We start from the raw sequence: 18,903 nt of genomic DNA, 5'->3' as shown, positions 1-18,903 counted from the left end.
GGAAGAACCGACATGAACATCGACTGGGCAGCCATCGGCTCCGTCTTCGGCGTCAGCCTCGTGGCCACCGTGGGCCTGGTGGCCCTCTTCACCCTCGGCATCAAGGGCCTCTCCGCCCGCGAACGCGCCACCGCCCAGGGCGACTCCGCGGCCCTGGCCGTGACGGCCGCCTGGCTCTGCTTCGCCGCCTGCGCGGCCGCGGTGGCGTACGGCATCCACCTGATCGTGGCGAAGGCCTGACACCCCAAGGCCCGCCGCAAAGAGCCTCGTCGGCGCTCCGAAGGCTCCTCTCCGTCCGCCCGGAGAGGAGCCTTCCGCATACCCCACAGGCCCCGCCGGCCACCCGGTGTGGGCCTTCCCACACACTCCCCTCGCAGGTCAAAGGCAAGTTGACGGGTCTTCCGGGGGCGTGGTGGACTTCCGGAGCCATGTACGGCGGCAAGGGAGGAAGCCGGTGTGAATCCGGCGCGGTCCCGCCACTGTCACCGGGGTAGCGATCCCCGGAAGCCAGGAACTCCCACCGCCGTTCTCGTCGAACCAGGGCGCGGACACCCTGAGTGAGGACATAACGCCATGCGCGGCTGCCGATCGAGGTTGAGTACCCGGCCCGTCCCCGACCCCACGGCCGGCTGAGCCGATGGGTGCCGACCGCGTCTTCGCGTACGGCGCCGCCGCCGGTCTTCTCGGTGATCTGCTGCTCGGCGATCCGCGCCGTGGGCATCCGGTCGCCGTGTTCGGACGGGCGGCCGGGGCCGTGGAACGGGTGCTGTGGCGGGACCACCGCGGGTGGGGCGCGCTGCACACCGCCGTGTGCGCCGGGGGCGCCGTGGCGCTGGGTGCCGCGGCGCAGCGGGTCGTACGCCCGTCCGCCGTCGCGTCCGTCGCGCTCACGGCCGCTGCCACCTGGGCCGTCGTCGGGGGCACTTCGCTCTCCCGTGAGGCCCGGACCATCGGGCGGGCCCTGCAGACGGGTGACGTCGAGGCGGCCCGTGCCCGGCTGCCGCATCTGTGCGGGCGGGATCCGCAGGTCCTGGACGCCGACGGGATCGCCCGTGCGGTCGTGGAGTCCGTCGCCGAGAACACCAGCGACGCGGTCGTGGGGGCGCTGGTGTGGGGAGCCGTGGGGGGCGTCCCCGGGCTGCTGGGGTTCCGGGCCGTCAACACCCTGGACGCGATGGTGGGGCACAGGTCGGCCAGGTACCGGCGGTACGGATGGGCTTCGGCGCGGCTGGACGACGTGGCGGGCTGGCCGGGGGCACGGCTCACCGCCGTGCTGGCCGCGGTGGCCGGAAGCGACGCCAAGGGAGCGGTGCGGGCCTGGCGGGCCGATGCGGCGAAGCATCCGAGTCCCAACGCGGGGCCCGTGGAGGCTTCGTTCGCGGGGGCGTTGGGGGTGCGGCTCGGGGGGACGCTGTCGTATGGCGGGCGGGTCGAGCACCGGCCGGTGCTGAACGGGGAGGGGCGGGCTGTGCAGGTCGCGGACATCGGGCGGGCGGTGCGGTTGTCACGGCGGGTGGGATGGCTGGCGCTGGGGGTGAGCGCGGCGGGTGCCCTGCTGCGCGGATCGCTCTCGGGACGGGCGTCATGAACAACGGCGGTCTCCTCGTGGCCGGTACCACCTCCGATGCCGGCAAGAGCGTCGTCACGGCCGGTATCTGCCGGTGGCTGGTGCGGCAGGGCGTGAAGGTGGCACCGTTCAAGGCGCAGAACATGTCCCTCAACTCCTTCGTCACGCGCGAGGGTGCCGAGATCGGGCGGGCACAGGCCATGCAGGCGCAGGCCTGCCGGGTGGAGCCGACCGCGCTGATGAACCCGGTGCTGCTCAAGCCAGGTGGCGAGCAGAGCAGTCAGGTCGTGCTGCTGGGCAAGCCCGTCGGCGAGCTGAGCGCGCGCGGGTATCACGGCGGGCGGCAGCAGAAGCTGCTCGGGACCGTGCTCGACTGTCTCGCCGAGTTGCGGGGCACGTATGACGCGGTGATCTGTGAGGGGGCGGGCAGTCCGGCGGAGATCAACCTGCGCCGGACCGACATCGTGAATATGGGGATCGCCAGGAACGCCGGGCTGCCCGTGCTCGTGGTCGGGGACATCGACCGCGGGGGCGTCTTCGCCTCCTTCTTCGGGACCGTGGCACTGCTGTCGCCGGAGGACCAGGCCCTTGTCGCCGGGTTCCTGGTCAACAAGTTCCGGGGCGACGTCTCGCTGCTCGAACCGGGCCTCGACATGCTGCACGGGCTCACCGGGCGGCCCACCTACGGCGTCCTCCCCTTCCGGCACGGGCTCGGGATCGACGAGGAGGACGGGCTTCGGGTTTCTCTGCGGGGAACCGTCCGGGAGTCGAACACAGCCCCGCCCGTCGGGGAGGACGTGCTGCGGGTCGCCGTCTGCGCCATCCCCCTGATGTCCAACTTCACGGACGTGGACGCGCTGGCCGCCGAACCCGGCGTCGTGGTGCGGTTCGTGGACCGGGCGGAGGAACTCGCCGACGCCGACCTCGTCATCGTTCCCGGCACCCGGGGGACGGTCCGCGCCCTGGAGTGGCTGCACGAGCGGGGGCTCGCGGACCCGCTCCGGAGGCGCGCTGCCGACGGGCGGCCGGTGCTCGGCATCTGCGGTGGCTTCCAGATCCTCGGCGAGCACATCGAGGACGAGGTCGAGAGCCGCAAGGGGGCCGTCGACGGGCTCGGGGTGCTGCCCGTGCGCGTCCGGTTCGCCCGGGAGAAGACACTCACCCGGCCCGTCGGGGAGGCCCTCGGCGAGCGGGTCGAGGGGTACGAGATCCATCACGGGGTCGGCGAGGTGACCGGAGGCGAGCCGTTCCTGGACGGCTGCCGGGTCGGGCAGACCTGGGGCACGCACTGGCACGGCTCCCTGGAGTCGGACGGCTTCCGGCGGGCCTTCCTGCGCGAGGTGGCGGCCGCCGCGGGCCGCCGATTCGTGCCTGCCCCCGGCACCTCGTTCGCCGCGCTGCGCGAGGAGCAGCTCGACCGGCTCGGCGACCTGATCGAACAGCACGCGGACACGGACGCGCTCTGGCGGCTCATCGAGTCGGGCGCGCCGCAAGGACTGCCTTTCATTCCACCGGGAGCGCCCGCATGAGCACTGTGTTGTTGTTGTCGACCGCCGACACCGATCTGCTGGCGGCCCGGGCCGCCTCCGGTGCCGACTACCGGATCGGCAATCCGACGCGCGTCGACGTCGCGGAGGAGCTGCCCGCGCTGGTCGCGGGCGCGGACATCGCCGTCGTACGGCTGCTCGGCGGCAAGCGCGCCTGGGAGGACGGGCTCGCCGCGCTGAAGGCCGCCGCGATCCCGACCGTGCTGCTGGGCGGCGAGTCGGTGCCGGACGCCGAGCTGATGGCCGAGTCGTCGGTGCCGGCGGGCGTGGTCGCCGAGGCGCTCAGGTACCTCGTCGAGGGCGGCCCCGCCAACCTCACCGAGCTGGCCCGGTTCCTCTCCGACACGGTGCTGCTGACCGGCGAGGGATTCGCCGAGCCGCAGAAGATGCCCGAGTACGGCGTCCACGGCGCCCGTACCCGGCAGAGCGGCCGGCCGACGGTCGGGGTGCTCTTCTACCGGGCCCACGAGCTGAGCGGCAACACCGGCTTCGTGGACACCCTGTGCGACGCGATCGAGGCGCACGGCGCCAACGCCCTCCCGGTGTACTGCGGTTCGCTGCGCGGGGCGGACGCCGGGCTGTACGAGCTCCTCGCCGAGGCCGACGCGCTGGTCGCGACCGTGCTGGCGGCCGGCGGCGCGCACGCCTCGCAGGCCTCGGCCGGCGGCGACGAGGAGGCCTGGGACATCGGGGCGCTCGCCGACCTCGACGTGCCGGTGCTGCAGGGCCTCTGCCTGACCTCGTCGAAGAGCGCCTGGGACGAGTCCGACGCCGCCCTCTCCCCCATGGACGCGGCCATGCAGGTCGCGATCCCGGAGTTCGACGGACGGCTGATCACGGTGCCGTTCTCCTTCAAGGAGCAGGGGCCGGACGACGTCCCGGTGTACGTCGCCGACCCCGAGCGGGCCGGACGCGTCGCCGGGATCGCCGTACGGCACGCGAAGCTGAAGCACAAGCCGAACGCCGACAAAAAGCTCGCCCTGGTCTTCACCGCCTACCCGACCAAGCACTCCCGGGTCGGCAACGCGGTCGGCCTCGACACGCCCGCCTCGGCGGTACGGGTGCTGGACGCGCTGCGGGACGCCGGATACGTGGTCGAAGGTCACCCCGACGACGGCGACGAGCTGATCCACCGGCTCATCAACGCCGGTGGCCACGACGTCGAATGGCTCACCGAGGAGCAGCTGGCCGTCGCGCCCGCGCGGGTGCCGCTCGCCGACTACCGGGCGTGGTTCGAGAAGCTCGACCCGGAGCTCAGGGACGCGATGACGCGGGCGTGGGGTGAGCCGCCGGGCTCGCTGTACGTCGACGGCGAGGACATCGTGCTGGCCTCCCTGCAGTTCGGGAACGTCGTCGTGATGATCCAGCCGCCGCGCGGGTTCGGCGAGAACCCGATCGCGATCTACCACGACCCGGACATGCCGCCGTCGCACCACTACATGGCGGCGTACCGGTGGCTCGACGACTCCTTCGGCGCCGACGCGATCGTGCACATGGGCAAGCACGGCACGATGGAGTGGCTGCCAGGCAAGGGCCTCGGCCTGAGCGCCGGTTGCGCGCCGGACGCCGTGCTCGGCGACCTGCCGCTGGTCTACCCATTCATCGTCAACGACCCCGGCGAGGGCACCCAGGCCAAGCGGCGCGGGCACGCCACGGTCGTCGACCACCTGGTGCCGCCGATGGCCCGTGCCGACACCTACGGCGACCTGGCCAAACTGGAGCAGCTGCTCGACGAGTACGCGCTGGTGTCGGACCTGGACCCGACGAAGGCGCCGGCCGTCCGCGCCCAGATCTGGACGCTGGTGAAGGCGGCCGAGCTCCACCACGACCTGCACGTGGACGAGCAGCCGGAGGACGACGACTTCGACTCGTTCGTCATGCACATCGACGGCTACCTGTGCGAGATCAAGGACGTGCAGATCCGCGACGGCCTGCACATCCTCGGCGGCGGCCCGGTCGGCGAGCCGCGGGTGAACCTGGTGCTGGCCGTGCTGCGCGCCTCGCAGGTGTGGGGCGGGCAGGCGAACGCGCTGCCGGGGCTCAGGGCTTCGTTCGCGGCCCACTTCGGGCTCAGTGAGAAGGAGTTGCTGGCCGAGCCGGGTGCGCCGGTGAAGGTGCCGGTGGAGCTGTCGGACCTGGTCGAGGGTCCGGCGCGTACCGCGGCCGACGCGGTCGACCTGCTGGAGCAGCTGTGCCGCCGGGTCGCGGAGGGCATGGAGCAGCGGGGCTGGGCGGCGGCCGAGAGCCGCGCGCTGGTGCGGGAGGTCCTCGGCACCGAACTCGCCGACGCCGTCGCCGTGCTGGAGTTCGCGTGCACCGAGGTCGTGCCGCGGCTCGCGCGCACCACGGACGAGATCGGGCACATCCTGAAGGCCCTGGACGGCGGTTACGTCCCGGCCGGTCCGTCCGGCTCCCCCACCCGAGGGCTGGTCAACGTCCTGCCCACCGGCCGGAACTTCTACTCGGTCGACCCCAAGGCCATTCCCTCCCGGCTGAGTTGGGAGGTCGGCCAGTCGCTCGCGGACTCGCTGGTGCAGCGGTACCTGCAGGACACCGGCGCCTACCCGAAGTCCGTCGGCCTGACGGTCTGGGGCACCTCCGCGATGCGCACCCAGGGCGACGACATCGCCGAGATCCTGGCGCTGCTGGGCTGCCGTCCGGTCTGGGACGACGCGTCGCGGCGCGTCACCGGCTTCGAGGTGATCCCCCTGGCCGAGCTGGGCCGGCCCCGCGTCGACGTCACGGTCCGCATCTCCGGCTTCTTCCGGGACGCGTTCCCGCACGTGGTCGGGCTGATCGACGACGCGGTGCGCACGGTCGCCGAGCTGGACGAGCCGGCCGAGTCCAACTACGTGCGGGCGCACGCCGACGAGGACACCGCCGAGCACGGCGACCGGCGGCGCGCCACCGCCCGCATCTTCGGCTCCAAGCCGGGGGCCTACGGGGCCGGGCTGCTGCCGCTGATCGACGCCCGCAACTGGCGCTCCGACGCCGACCTCGCCGAGGTGTACGCGGTGTGGGGCGGTTACGCCTACGGGCGCGGGCTGGACGGGCGGGCGGCGCGCGGGGACATGGAGACCGCGTTCAGGCGGATCGCGGTCGCCGCGAAGAACGTGGACACCCGCGAGCACGACCTCGTGGACGCCGACGACTACTTCCAGTACCACGGCGGCATGGTCGCCATGGTGCGCCACCTGACCGGCGCCAACCCCGAGGCCTACGTGGGCGATTCGGCCACCCCGGACCAGGTGCGGACCCGGACGCTCGGCGAGGAGACGCACCGCGTCTTCCGGGCCCGGGTGGTCAACCCCCGCTGGATGGCGGCCATGCGCAGGCACGGCTACAAGGGTGCCTTCGAGATGGCGGCGACCGTCGACTACCTCTTCGGCTACGACGCCACCGCCGGGGTCGTGGACGACTGGATGTACGAGAAGCTCGCGTCCGAGTACGTGTTCTCGCCGGAGAACCAGGACTTCATGCGCAAGTCCAACCCGTGGGCGCTGCGCGGCATCACCGAACGGCTCCTGGAGGCCGCCGACCGGGGCCTGTGGGCCGAGCCGGACGCGGACACCCTGGAGCGGCTGCGGGCCACGTACCTGGAGCTCGAAGGCGACCTGGAAGGCAACTCGGAGGGCGACGACCAGTGAGTACCCCGTTCCCGTTCACCGCCGTCGTCGGCCAGGACGACCTGCGGCTCGCGCTGCTGCTGAACGCCGTCTCGCCGGCGGTCGGCGGCGTGCTGGTGCGCGGCGAGAAGGGCACGGCGAAGAGCACCGCCGTACGTGCCCTCTCGGCGCTGCTGCCCGCCGTGGACGTCGTCGCCGGCTGCCGTTTCTCGTGCGACCCGGCCGCCCCGGACCCGGCCTGCCCGGACGGACCGCACAACCCGCCCGGGGCCTTCGAGTCCCGCCCGGCGCGCATGGTCGAACTGCCGGTCGGCGCCTCCGAGGACCGGCTGGTCGGCGCCCTCGACATAGAACGCGCCCTGGCGGAGGGCGTGAAGGCCTTCGAGCCGGGCCTGCTCGCCGACGCGCACCGGGGCATCCTCTACGTCGACGAGGTCAACCTCCTCCACGACCACCTGGTCGACCTGCTGCTCGACGCGGCCGCGATGGGCGCGTCGTACGTGGAGCGCGAGGGCGTGTCGGTCCGGCACGCGGCGCGCTTCCTGCTCGTCGGCACGATGAACCCCGAAGAGGGCGAACTGCGGCCGCAGTTGCTCGACCGGTTCGGCCTCACGGTCGAGGTGGCCGCCTCCCGCGAACCCGACCAGCGGGTGGAGGTCGTACGGCGGCGGCTCGCGTACGACGACGACCCGGCGGGGTTCGCGGCGCGCTGGGCCGGCGAGGAGGCCGCCGTGAGGCAGCGGATCGTGGCGGCACGGGAGTTGCTTCCGTCGGTGCGGCTGGGCGACGGTGCGCTGCGGCAGATCGCGGCGACCTGCGCGGCCTTCGAGGTCGACGGGATGCGCGCCGACATCGTGATGGCCCGGACCGCGACCGCGCTGGCCGCGTGGGCCGGGCGGACCGAGGTGCTGGCGGAGGACGTGCGCCGGGCGGCGCTGCTCGCGCTGCCGCACCGACGGCGCCGCAACCCCTTCGACGCCCCCGGCCTCGACGAGGACAAGCTGGACCAGACGCTGGAGGAGTTCTCCGGGGAGGACGAGAACGAGAGCGACGACGATCCGGATCCGGACGGTCCCGGTGGGGGTGGCGGCCAGCCGGCGCCCGACGACGGCGGTCCGCAGGGCGGCGACACGGCTGCCCGGCCCGAGGCCGGAGCGGACGGCGAACCGCAGACCCCGGGCGGCACGTCGGGCGAGCAGGCCCCGGCGCCGGCCGCCGAGCCCTTTCGCACCAAGGTGCTGAGCGTGCCGGGGATCGGCGAGGGTGCCGCCGGGCGGCGCTCCCGGGCGCGGACCGAGCACGGCCGTACGACGGGTGCGCGACGGCCGCGGGGTGCCCTGACCAAGCTGCACCTGGCGGCGACCGTGCAGGCGGCCGCCCCGCACCAGCGGGCGCGCGGGCGGTCGGGACCGGGGCTCGTGATCCGGCGGGACGACCTGCGGCAGGCGGCCCGCGAGGGCCGCGAGGGGAACCTCGTGCTGTTCGTGGTCGACGCGTCCGGGTCGATGGCGGCCCGGCAGCGGATGAGCGCGGTGAAGGGGGCGGTGCTGTCGCTGCTCCTCGACGCCTACCAGCGGCGCGACAAGGTGGGGCTGGTGACCTTCCGGGGCGCGGCGGCCGAGGTGGCGCTGCCGCCGACCTCGTCCGTGGACGCGGCGGCGGCCCGCCTGGAGTCGCTGCCGACCGGCGGTCGTACGCCGCTCGCCGCCGGGCTGCTCAGGGCGCACGACGTGCTGCGGGTGGAGCGCTTGCGGGATCCGGCGCGGCGGGCGCTGGTGGTCGTGGTGACGGACGGCCGTGCCACCGGTGGCCCCGAGCCGGTCGCCCTCGCCGGACGGGCGGCGCGGCTGTTCGCCGCCGACGGGGTCGCCTCCGTGGTCGTGGACTGCGAGTCCGGGCCGGTACGGCTGGGGCTCGCCGGTCAGTTGGCGGTCGAGTTGGGCGCTGCCGCGGTGACGCTCGACGAGCTGCGGGCGGATTCGATCGCCGGGCTGGTGAAGGACGTTCAGGGTCGTTCGAGGAGGGCCGCGTAATGCCGCAGGGACAGCCGAGTGTCGTGCCCGACGACGGGCTGACGACCCGGCAGCGCCGTAACCGGCCGCTGGTGGTCGTGCACACCGGGATCGGGAAGGGCAAGTCCACCGCCGCGTTCGGGCTCGCGCTGCGGGCCTGGAACCAGGGGTGGCCCATCGGGGTGTTCCAGTTCGTCAAGTCGGCGAAGTGGAAGGTCGGCGAGGAGAACGCGCTGCGGGTCCTCGGCGCCTGTGGCGAGGGCGGGACCGTCGACTGGCACAAGATGGGCGAGGGCTGGTCCTGGGTGCAGCGCGACGCGCAGATGGACAACGAGGAGAAGGCCCGGGAGGGCTGGGAGCAGGTCAAGCGGGACCTGGCAGCCGAGACGTACCGGCTGTACGTCCTCGACGAGTTCGCGTACCCGATGCACTGGGGGTGGGTCGACACCGACGAGGTCGTCGACGTGCTGCGGAACCGGCCCGGGACCCAGCATGTCGTCATCACCGGGCGGAACGCGCCGGAGAAGCTCGTGGACCTCGCCGATCTCGTCACCGACATGTCCAAGGTCAAGCATCCGATGGACGCGGGGCAGAAGGGGCAGAGGGGCATCGAGTGGTGATGTCCTCGTCCGTGCCCCGGCTGGTCGTCGCCGCGCCGTCGTCCGGCAGCGGCAAGACCACCGTCGCCACCGGGCTGATGGCCGCGTTCGCCGCCCGCGGGCTCGCCGTGTCCCCGCACAAGGTGGGGCCCGACTACATCGACCCCGGGTACCACGCGCTCGCGACCGGGCGGGTGGGGCGGAACCTCGACGCGTACCTGTGCGGGCCGGAGCTGGTCGGCCCGCTGTTCGCGCACGGTGCGCGGGGCTGTGACCTGGCCGTCGTCGAGGGTGTGATGGGGCTGTACGACGGGGCCGCGGGGGAAGGGGAGCTGGCGTCCACCGCTCATGTCGCCAAGCTGCTGCGGGCGCCGGTGGTGCTGGTCGTGGACGCGTCGGCGCAGTCGCGGTCGGTGGCGGCGCTGGTGCACGGGTTCGCGTCGTGGGATCCGGAGGTGCGGGTCGGGGGTGTGATCCTGAACAAGGTGGGGTCGGACCGGCACGAGGAGTTGCTGCGGGAGGCGCTGGATTCGGCGGGGGTGCCGGTGTTCGGGGTGTTGCGGCGGGCTCCGCGGGTGGCTGTGCCCTCGCGGCACCTCGGGTTGGTTCCTGTCGCCGAACGGCGGTCGGCTGCGGTCGAGGCGGTTGCCGTGATGGCCGCGCAGGTCTCCGACGGGTGTGACCTGGAGGGGTTGCTGGGGCTTGCGCGGGGGGCCGGGGTGCTGCCGGGTGCGGCCTGGGATGCGGCCGAGGCGCTGGTTTCCTCGCCCCCGCCGCCCCTACCCGTCCCATCACCAGGGGCTGGCTCCCCTTCGACCCCGGCTTCGGGGGCTGCCGCCCCCGGACCCCCGCTTCGGCCCGAAGGGCCTCGTCCTCAAACGCCGGACGGGCTGAAGGGGGGGCGCAACGGCCTTCGACCTCGGACCCCGGACGGGCTGGAGGGGGTGCGGACGCCGGACGGGCTGGAGGGCGAGCAGGACCGGCTTCGTCCACAGGTGGTCGGGAGGCCGGTTGTCGCGGTTGCCGGTGGGGCTGCGTTCACGTTCTCCTACGCCGAGCACGCCGAGTTGCTTGCCGCTGCCGGGGCCGAGGTCGTCGTGTTCGATCCGCTGCGGGACGAGCGGCTGCCGGACGGGACGCGTGGGCTGGTCATCGGGGGCGGGTTTCCCGAGGTGTACGGCGGTGAGCTGGCGGCCAACGAGTTGCTGAGGAAGGACGTCGCCGCCCTCGCGGAGCGCGGTGGTCCGGTGGCCGCCGAGTGTGCGGGGCTGCTGTATCTGGGCCGGGAGCTGGACGGGCTGCCCATGTGCGGCGTGCTCGACGTGACCGCGCGGATGTCGGAGCGGCTCACGCTGGGGTACCGGGATGCCGTTGCCGTGAGTGACAGTGTGCTGGCCGCCGCCGGGACGCGGATGCGCGGGCACGAGTTCCACCGGACCGTGGTGGAGCCGGGGGCGGGGGCGGCTCCCGCGTGGGGGGTGCGTGCGCCCCGGCCGCGGGTCGAAGGTTTCGTACAGCGGGGTGTGCACGCCAGTTATCTGCACACGCACTGGGCGTCCGAGCCCGGTGTGGCCCGAAGGTTCGTGGAGAGGTGCCGGACGTCATGAGCAGCAGCAGGTTGATCGGAGTCGGGGTCGGGCCCGGTGACCCGGAGCTGGTGACCGTCAAGGGGGTCAATGCCCTGCGCGCGGCCGATGTCGTGGTGGTGCCCGTGATGGACACCGGCGAGCGGGGGCGGGCCGAGGCCACCGTGCTGCACTACGTCGGCGCGGAGAAGGTCGTACGGGTCGTCTTCGCGCTGAACGAGCGCAGTGACCGGGGGCGGCGGGAGGCCGCCTGGGACGCGGCCGGGACCAGGGTGGCCGAGTTGCTGCGGGAGCACGGGGTGGTCGCCTTCGCCACCATCGGGGACCCGAACGTGTACTCCACCTTCACCTACCTCGCGCAGACCGTCTCCGAACTGGTGCCGGACGTGGTGGTGGAGACCGTGCCCGGGATCACCGCCATGCAGGATCTCGCCGCCCGGTCGGGGGCCGTGCTCACCGAGGGGACCGAGCCGCTGACGCTGGTGCCGGTGACGGCGGGCGCCGAGGTGCTCAAGGAGGCGCTGAGCGGGGCGGGGACGGTCGTGGCGTACAAGTTCGGGCGGCAGGCCGGGGAGGTCGTGGCGGCGTTGCGGGAGGCCGGGCGGCTGGACGATGCCGTGTGGGGGTCGGCGCTGGGGCTGGCGGAGGAGTCCGTCCGGCCCGCCGCGGAGCTCGACGGCTCCCCGCTGCCGTACCTCTCCACGCTCATCGCGCCGCCGCGCCGGGACGGCGGCAGAGGCGGGAAGCTGTGAGCGGTCGGGCGTCAGCTGGAGATGCCCACCACCAGCCAGATGAAGGCCGCGCCGGCGACCGTGCACAGCAGCGTCGAGCGGGCCGGGTGCTCGTGGTGGGCCTCGGGGAGGATCTCGGCGGCGGCCAGGTAGAGCAGGACGCCGCCGAAGAGGCCGAGATAGCCGCCGAGCAGGGCCTCCGGGATGGTGAAGAAGATCGTGGAGAGGGCGCCCAGGACCGGTGCGCAGGCGTCGGCGACCAGCATCGCTATCGCCCGGCGGCGCGCGTTGCCGTACAGGCTCGTGATGGTGAAGGTGTTGAAGCCGTCCGCGAAGTCGTGCGCGACGACCGCGAGCGCCACCGCCGCGCCCATGCCGCCGCCCACCTGGAAGGCCGCGCCGATCGCCACGCCGTCCATCGCGCTGTGGCCGACCATCGCGCCGGCCGCCGTCAGGCCCACCTCGGGCGCCCGGTGCGCGTGCTCGCCGGCGCCGTGCGCGGCCTGGCGCAGGGCCAGGGTGCGTTCCACCAGATGGGCCAGCAGGAAGCCCGCCACGAACAGGAGCAGGGCGGCCGGCACCCCGAAGACCGCGCGGCCGGCGGCGCGCAGCGCCTCCGGCAGCAGGTCGAGGCCGACCACCCCGAGCATCAGACCGCCGGCCAGTCCGAGGACCAGGTGACGACGGTCGGTCACACGCTGTGCCGTCCAGCCGCCGGCCAGCGTCATCAGGAACGCGCCGAGCGCGACGAAGACCGCCATGTGCCCTTGCTATCCGATCGACCCGCCTCAGCGCACATCCAGCACCACCAGTAACACCCTTTGTCCAGAGAGGACCGAATTTCCATGGCCGATGCCGCCGCCTCCGGCGCTGTCCCCGCCGGCAAGGTGACCTTCGTCGGCGCCGGCCCCGGCGCCGCCGATCTGCTGACGTTCCGGGCCGCGCGCGCGATCGCCGAGGCCGACGTCGTGATCTGGGCCGCGAGCCTGGTCCAGGCGGAGGTCCTGCAGCACGCGCGCGAGGACGCGGAGGTCCTCGACTCCGCGACGATGTCGCTGGAGGACGTGGTCGCCGTGTACGAGAGGGCTCATGCCCACGGGCTGCGGGTGGCCCGGATCCACTCCGGGGACCCGGCGCTCTGGGGCGGTACCCAGGAGCAGGTCGACCGCTGTGCCGCCATCGGCATCGAGGTCGAGATCGTGCCCGGCGTCTCCTCCTTCTCGGCGGTGGCCGCGCTGGCCCAGCGCGAGCTGACGATTCCCGAGGTGGCCCAGTCCGTCGTGCTCACCCGGCTGGGCGGCGGCAAGACGCCGATGCCGCCCGGCGAGGAGGTACGGGAGTTCGCCCGGCACGGGACGACGATGGCGGTCTTCCTCTCCGCCGCGCGCAGCGGGCAGCTGGTGCGCGAGCTGCTGGAGGGCGGCTACCCGACGTCCACCCCGGTCGTCGTCGCCTACCAGGCGACCTGGCCGGAGGAGCTGGTCGTGCGGTGCACCATCGAGACGCTGGAGGAGACGGTAAAGGAGCACAAGCTCTGGAAGCACACCCTCTTCCTGGTCGGCCCGGCCCTGGCCGCGCACGGCACCCGCTCGCACCTCTACCACCCCGGCCACTTCCACGGCTTCCGCAAGGCCGACCCCGAGGCCCGGCGGGAGCTGCGCGAGCGGGGGGCCAGTACATGATCACGGTCGTCGGTACCGGGACGGGCGCCCCGCTGCCGCCCCGCGTGCTGGCCGGCGCCCGGCTGGTCGTCGGCGGGCGGCGGCACCTGGCGGCCGCGCCGGTTCCGGAGGATGCCGAGCGGGTGGTGCTCGGTCCGCTGGCGCCCGCCCTCGACGTCGTCGAACGGCATCGGGACAAGGGGCACCGGGTGGTCGTGCTGGCCTCCGGCGACCCCGGGTTCTTCGGGATCGTACGGGCGCTGGCCGAGCGGTTCGGGGCGGCGGCGCTGGACGTGCGCCCCGGTGTGTCCTCCGTGGCCGCCGCCTTCGCGCGTCTCGGGCTGCCCTGGGACGACGCGGTGGTGGTCAGCGCGCACGGGCGGGAACTGCGCACGGCGGTCCATGCCTGCCGGGCACATCCCAAGGTCGCCGTGCTGACCGGGCCGGGTGCCGGGCCCGCCGAGCTGGGGGCCGCGGTGCCCCAGGACCGGCTGCTCGTCGTGGCGAGCGCCCTCGGTGATCCGGAACGGGAGCGGGTGGAGCGGGTCACCCCGGCCGAGGCGGCCGCGCGTGACTGGGGTACGGCCGTGAGTGTCGTCCTCTGCCTCGACGAGGCACGGGCGCTGAGCGCGGTGCGGACGGTGGCGGGCGGCCGGGCGCAGCCCGCCGGGTGGGCCCTCGCCGAGGACGAGTTCGCGCACCGCGACTCGATGATCACCAAGTTCGAGGTACGGGCGCTGGCGCTGGCCCGGCTCGGGCCCCGTCTCGGCGACCTGGTCTGGGACGTCGGGGCGGGCTCCGGGTCGGTGGCGGTGGAGTGCGCGCGGCTCGGCGCCGCCGTCGTCGCGGTGGAGAAGGCGGCGGACGGGGTGGAGCGGATCGCGGCGAACGCGCGGGCGCACGGGGTGTACGTGGATGTGGTGTGTGACATTGCACCGGACGCCCTGACCGGACTCCCCGACCCCGATGCCGTGTTCGTCGGCGGGGGCGGGGCCGAACTGCCCGCGATCGTCGCCGCCTGCGCCGCGCGGGCCCGGCGGACGGTGGTGGTCGCGATGGCCGCCCTGGACCGGGTGCCGGCGGCGCGTGCGGCGCTGACCGGCGCCGGGTTCTCCTGCGACGGGGTGCTGCTCCAGTCCTCCCGTCTCGCACCGCTGCCGGGTGACGTGACCCGGCTGGCGGCGACCAACCCCGTGTTCCTGCTGTGGGGGACGCGAATCCCCGTTTCTGAAGAAGGAGTTGCCCAGTGATCGGCCTCATTTCCGCCACCGCGGCGGGGGCGGCGGCGCGCGACCGGCTGGCCGCGGCGTGGCCGGACCGCACGCGGGTGTACGACGGTCCCGTCAAGGACGCCGTCCGGTCGGCGTTCGCGGAGTGCGAGCAACTGGTGTGTTTCCTGGCCACGGGTGCGGTGGTCCGGCTGATCGCCCCGCTGCTGGGCCAGAAGGCGACCGACCCGGGTGTGGTGTGCGTCGACGAGGGCGGCCGGTTCGCCGTGTCGCTGGTCGGCGGGCATGGCGGTGGCGCGAACGAACTCGCCCGCGAGGTGGCTGAGTTGCTGGCCGCGCAGCCGGTGGTGACCACCGCGACCGACTCGGTCGGGCTGCCCGGCCTCGACACCCTCGGCTTCCCCGTCGAGGGCTCGGTGGCGACCGTGTCGCGGGCCCTGCTGGACGGCGAACCGGTGGCCCTGCGGGCCGAGTTGGCATGGCCGCTGCCGCCGCTGCCGCTGGCCGAGGAGGGCGCCTTCGCCGTCCGGCTTACCGACCGCGCGGTCGAACCCGCCGCCCACGAGGTGCTGTTGCGGCCGCCGTCCCTGGTCGTCGGCGTCGGCGCCTCCCAGGGCGCCCCGGTCGACGAGGTGCTCGGCCTCGTCGGGACGGCGTTGCGGGACGCGGGTCTTTCGCCCCGCAGCATCGCCGAACTCGCCACCGTCGACGCGAAGTCCGGGGAACCCGGGCTCGTCGAGGCGGCCGCGCGGCTCGGGGTCCCGCTCGTGACGTACTCCGCCGAGGAACTGGCCGCAGTGCAGGTCCCCAACCCCTCGGACGCCCCCCTCGCCGCCGTCGGCACCCCTTCGGTCGCCGAGGCGGCGGCCCTCGCACGAGGCGGCGAACTCCTCGTCCCCAAGCGGAAGTCGCAGCGGGAGGACGGCCGGCCCGCCATGGCGACCTGTGCCGTCGTACGGCGTCCGGCGCGCGGGCGGCTGGCGGTCGTCGGGCTCGGCCCCGGTGCCCGGGACCTGCTCACCCCGCGCGCCAAGGCCGAACTCCGGCGCGCCGCCGTGCTCGTCGGCCTCGACCAGTACGTCGACCAGATCCGCGACCTGCTGCGGCCCGGCACCAGGATCCTGGAGTCGGGCCTCGGCGCCGAGGAGGAGCGGGCGCGTACCGCGGTCGCCGAGGCGCGTGCCGGGCATGCCGTCGCGCTGATCGGCAGCGGGGACGCGGGCGTGTACGCGATGGCCTCCCCCGCGCTCGCCGAGGCCTCCGACGACATCGACGTGATCGGCGTGCCCGGGGTCACGGCGGCGCTCGCGGCCGGGGCGGTCCTGGGCGCGCCGCTCGGCCACGACCACGTCTCGATCAGCCTGTCCGACCTGCACACGCCGTGGGAGGTCATCGAGCGCCGGGTGCGCGCGGCGGCCGAGGCGGACATCGTCGTGACGTTCTACAACCCGCGTTCCCGGGGCCGCGACTGGCAGCTCCCCAAGGCGCTCGCGATCCTCGCCGGGCACCGGGAGCCCACGACGCCCGTCGGGGTCGTCCGCAACGCCTCGCGCCCCGACGAGTCGAGCAGGGTGACCACCCTGGCCGCGCTGGACCCGGCGTGGGTCGACATGATGACCGTCGTGACCGTGGGCAACACGGCGACCCGGAACGTCGCCGGGCGCATGGTCACCCCGCGCGGCTACCGCTGGCAGGAGAGCGCCCAGGAGGAGGGCAAGTGAACCGGGTCGTCCATCCCATCGAGCAGGAGTCCTACCGGCGGCTGCGCGCCCGCCTGGACACCTCGCACCTCCCGCCGCTGACCCGGGCGGTGGTGGAGCGGGTCGTCCACTCCGCCGCCGACCTGGAGTACGCGACCGACCTGGTGACCGACGAGGCCGACCTGGTGAAGGCGCATGCCGCGCTGCACGCCGGGGCGCCGGTCGTCGTGGACGTCGAGATGGTCGCCGCCGGCATCACCCGCCGCGAGACGGTGTGCAGACTGCGCGACGCCAAGTCCGTTGCCGGCCTGACCCGTTCGGCACACGCGATCCGGCTCGCCCACGAACAGGTCGGACCCGGCGCGCTCTGGGTGATCGGCAACGCGCCGACCGCGTTGGAGGAGCTGCTGACGCTGGACGCCGCCCCCGCGCTCGTCATCGGCCTGCCCGTCGGTTTCGTCGGCGCCGTCGAGTCCAAGGCCGCGTTGCGCGAGAGCGGGCTGCCCGCCGTCAGCAACGTGTCCGAGAAGGGCGGCTCGGCGGTCGCCGCCGCCGCGCTCAACGCCCTGCTGTACCACCCCACTTCCGAGGAGACCCTGTGACCACCCCGCCCGCCCTGCTCATCGCCGGCCACGGCACCCGGGACGAAGCCGGGGCCGAGGCGTTCCGCGACTTCGTGCGGGAGCTCGGGCGCCGCCACCCCGAACTGCCCGTCGCGGGCGGCTTCATCGAGCTGTCCCCGCCGCCGCTCGGCGACGCCGTGGCCGAACTGGTGGAGCAGGGCGTACGGCGGTTCGCCGCGGTGCCGCTGATGCTGGTCTCCGCCGGCCACGCCAAGGGTGACATCCCGGCCGCGCTGGCCCGGGAGAAGGAGCGGCACGCGGGGATCTCGTACACCTACGGCCGTCCGCTGGGCCCCCACCCCTCCCTGCTGTCGGTCCTCGAACGGCGCCTGGACGAGGCGCTGGGCGGTTCCTCGCGGGCCGCACAGGACCGCGCCGACGTGACCGTGCTGCTGGTGGGCCGGGGTTCGACGGACCCCGACGCCAACGCCGAGGTGCACAAGGCGGCCCGGCTGCTGTGGGAGGGCCGCGGGTACGCCGGGGTGGAGACGGCGTTCGTGTCGCTGGCGGCGCCGGACGTGCCGAGCGGCCTCGACCGGTGTCTGAAACTGGGGGCGCGCCGGATCGTCGTCCTGCCGTACTTTCTCTTCACCGGGATCCTGCCGGACCGGGTGCAGCAGCAGACCGAGGGCTGGGCGGCCGCGCACCCGGAGATCGAGGTGCGTTCGGCGGACGTCATCGGGCCCGAGCCGGAGCTGCTGGACCTGGTGATGGAGCGGTACCGGGAGGCGGTCGAGGGTGATCTGCGGATGAACTGCGACTCGTGCGTGTACCGGATCGCGCTGCCCGGCTTCGAGGACAAGGTCGGGCTGCCGCAGCAGCCGCACTTCCACCCGGACGACGACGGCCACGACCACGGACACGGACACCATCACCATGGCGGGCACGCGCATGCACACTGAGGACGCCTCCGGCGGATCCGGCAGCGCCGGAGGCGACAGAGGCTCCAGAGGCGGGCACGATCTGCGGCACCACGGCGACGCCGAGGTCCGGGACGGCGGTCCGGCCCTCGTCGACCTCGCGGTCAACGTGCGGACCGGCACTCCCCCGGTCTGGCTGCGGGAGCGGATAGCGGAGTCGCTCGTCGGGCTCGCCGCCTACCCGGACGGGCGGGCGGCGCGGGCGGCGGTCGCGGCGCGGCACGGGCTGCCGGTGGAGCGGGTGCTGCTGACGGCGGGCGCCGCGGAGGCGTTCGTGCTGCTGGCGAGGGCGCTGAAGGTGCGCCGGCCGGTGGTGGTGCACCCGCAGTTCACCGAGCCGGAGGCGGCGCTGCGGGACGCCGGGCACACCGTGGACCGGGTGCTGCTGCGGGAGGCGGACGGGTTCCGGCTGGATCCGGCGGCCGTCCCGGAGGACGCCGACCTGGTGGTGATCGGCAATCCGACGAACCCGACGTCGGTGCTGCATCCGGCCGGGGCGATCGCCCGGCTCGCGCGTCCGGGGCGGACGCTGGTGGTCGACGAGGCGTTCATGGACGCGGTGCCGGGCGAGCGGGAGGCGCTGGCCGGGCGGACCGACGTGCCGGGTCTGGTGGTGCTGCGGAGCCTGACGAAGACGTGGGGGCTGGCCGGGCTGCGGATCGGGTACGTGCTGGCCGCGCCGGAGGTCATCGCCGAGCTGGAGCGGGCGCAGCCGTTGTGGCCGGTGTCCACGCCGGCGCTGGCCGCGGCCGAGGCGTGTGTGGCGCCGCGCGCGCTGGCGGAGGCGGCGCACGCGGCGCACCGGGTCGCCGCGGACCGGGCGCATCTGGTGGCGGGTCTCGAGGAGTTCGCGCCGGAGGGGGTGCGGGTGGCGGGGCCCGCCGAGGGGCCGTTCGTGCTCGTCCGGATGGCGGGGGCGGCGGCCGTGCGGCGGCAGCTGCGGGTGCTGGGGTACGCCGTGCGGCGGGGGGACACGTTTCCCGGGCTCGACGAGGAGTGGGTGCGGATCGCGGTGCGGGACCGGGTGACGGTGAACGGGTTCCTGCTCGCGCTCGATCAGGCGTTGATGTTCGTTCGCGCGTGAGTGGGGAACTGCGCGCCG

At 74.1% G+C, this 18,903-nt stretch carries 15 protein-coding genes and 1 riboswitch; of the genes, 14 read left to right on the top strand and 1 reads right to left on the bottom strand.

All coding sequences use genetic code 11. The annotated features are described in order from the left end of the window. The first annotated feature begins 12 nt into the window (after positions 1-12). The 8 genes from ACFY0K_RS10035 (at position 13) to cobI (ending at position 11,689) form a co-directional block, all read left to right on the top strand. On the top strand, positions 13-240 hold the full coding sequence (locus tag ACFY0K_RS10035; protein ID WP_351958489.1) for a hypothetical protein: 228 nt from the start codon (positions 13-15) through the stop codon (positions 238-240). A gap of 156 nt (positions 241-396) precedes the next feature. Further along, a riboswitch (cobalamin riboswitch) is annotated at positions 397-537 on the top strand. Positions 538-637: 100 nt separating this feature from the next. Next, positions 638-1,588 carry a cobalamin biosynthesis protein gene (locus tag ACFY0K_RS10030; protein ID WP_390639400.1) on the top strand — a complete coding sequence of 317 codons (951 nt, stop codon included), beginning with the start codon at positions 638-640 and terminating at the stop codon, positions 1,586-1,588. Beyond that, positions 1,585-3,096, top strand: coding sequence for a cobyric acid synthase (locus ACFY0K_RS10025; RefSeq protein WP_390639399.1), 1,512 nt, complete (start codon positions 1,585-1,587; stop codon positions 3,094-3,096). Before ACFY0K_RS10030 ends, ACFY0K_RS10025 begins: the two co-directional genes overlap by 4 nt. Then, complete coding sequence (gene cobN / locus ACFY0K_RS10020) at positions 3,093-6,761, top strand: cobaltochelatase subunit CobN (protein ID WP_390639398.1); 3,669 nt, start codon at positions 3,093-3,095, stop codon at positions 6,759-6,761. The genes ACFY0K_RS10025 and cobN overlap by 4 nt, the downstream gene beginning before the upstream one ends. After that, positions 6,758-8,773 carry a putative cobaltochelatase gene (locus ACFY0K_RS10015; RefSeq protein ID WP_390639397.1) on the top strand — a complete coding sequence of 672 codons (2,016 nt, stop codon included), beginning with the start codon at positions 6,758-6,760 and terminating at the stop codon, positions 8,771-8,773. Before cobN ends, ACFY0K_RS10015 begins: the two co-directional genes overlap by 4 nt. After that, positions 8,773-9,372, top strand: coding sequence for a cob(I)yrinic acid a,c-diamide adenosyltransferase (gene cobO, locus ACFY0K_RS10010; RefSeq protein WP_382730363.1), 600 nt, complete (start codon positions 8,773-8,775; stop codon positions 9,370-9,372). Before ACFY0K_RS10015 ends, cobO begins: the two co-directional genes overlap by 1 nt. Next, positions 9,372-10,958 carry a cobyrinate a,c-diamide synthase gene (locus tag ACFY0K_RS10005; protein WP_390639396.1) on the top strand — a complete coding sequence of 529 codons (1,587 nt, stop codon included), beginning with the start codon at positions 9,372-9,374 and terminating at the stop codon, positions 10,956-10,958. Before cobO ends, ACFY0K_RS10005 begins: the two co-directional genes overlap by 1 nt. Further along, complete coding sequence (gene cobI, locus ACFY0K_RS10000) at positions 10,943-11,689, top strand: precorrin-2 C(20)-methyltransferase (RefSeq protein WP_388710589.1); 747 nt, start codon at positions 10,943-10,945, stop codon at positions 11,687-11,689. Before ACFY0K_RS10005 ends, cobI begins: the two co-directional genes overlap by 16 nt. 11 nt (positions 11,690-11,700) lie before the next feature. On the opposite strand, the gene ACFY0K_RS09995 is transcribed toward cobI, so the two are convergent. Beyond that, positions 11,701-12,429 carry a ZIP family metal transporter gene (locus ACFY0K_RS09995; protein WP_390639395.1) on the bottom strand — a complete coding sequence of 243 codons (729 nt, stop codon included), beginning with the start codon at positions 12,427-12,429 and terminating at the stop codon, positions 11,701-11,703. An 84-nt stretch (positions 12,430-12,513) separates the two neighbouring features. Between ACFY0K_RS09995 and cobM the strand changes: the two genes are divergently transcribed. From cobM to cobC, 6 genes are read left to right on the top strand one after another with little or no spacing between them, the layout of a single operon-like run. Further along, the gene (gene cobM, locus ACFY0K_RS09990) at positions 12,514-13,350 is read left to right on the top strand and encodes a precorrin-4 C(11)-methyltransferase (RefSeq protein ID WP_390639394.1); all 837 of its coding nucleotides are present in this window, start codon (positions 12,514-12,516) and stop codon (positions 13,348-13,350) included. Further along, a complete protein-coding gene (cbiE, locus tag ACFY0K_RS09985; RefSeq protein WP_390639393.1) occupies positions 13,347-14,579 on the top strand; it encodes a precorrin-6y C5,15-methyltransferase (decarboxylating) subunit CbiE in 1,233 nt (410 codons plus the stop codon). The genes cobM and cbiE overlap by 4 nt, the downstream gene beginning before the upstream one ends. Continuing rightward, entirely contained in the window at positions 14,576-16,279 is a 1,704-nt protein-coding gene (cobJ, locus tag ACFY0K_RS09980; protein ID WP_390639392.1) for a precorrin-3B C(17)-methyltransferase, read from the top strand. Before cbiE ends, cobJ begins: the two co-directional genes overlap by 4 nt. Next, a complete protein-coding gene (locus ACFY0K_RS09975; RefSeq protein WP_351958477.1) occupies positions 16,276-16,860 on the top strand; it encodes a precorrin-8X methylmutase in 585 nt (194 codons plus the stop codon). Before cobJ ends, ACFY0K_RS09975 begins: the two co-directional genes overlap by 4 nt. Beyond that, positions 16,857-17,783 (top strand): sirohydrochlorin chelatase, encoded by a 927-nt coding sequence (locus ACFY0K_RS09970; RefSeq protein WP_390639391.1) that lies wholly within the window; start codon positions 16,857-16,859, stop codon positions 17,781-17,783. The genes ACFY0K_RS09975 and ACFY0K_RS09970 overlap by 4 nt, the downstream gene beginning before the upstream one ends. After that, a complete protein-coding gene (gene cobC / locus ACFY0K_RS09965; protein WP_390639390.1) occupies positions 17,773-18,885 on the top strand; it encodes an Rv2231c family pyridoxal phosphate-dependent protein CobC in 1,113 nt (370 codons plus the stop codon). The genes ACFY0K_RS09970 and cobC overlap by 11 nt, the downstream gene beginning before the upstream one ends. Positions 18,886-18,903 lie beyond the last annotated feature (18 nt).

The sequence above is a fragment of the Streptomyces sp. NPDC001507 genome (genome assembly GCF_042894765.1).
Classification (GTDB): Bacteria; Actinomycetota; Actinomycetes; order Streptomycetales; family Streptomycetaceae; genus Streptomyces.
This window is presented reverse-complemented; position numbering and strand designations above follow the sequence as displayed.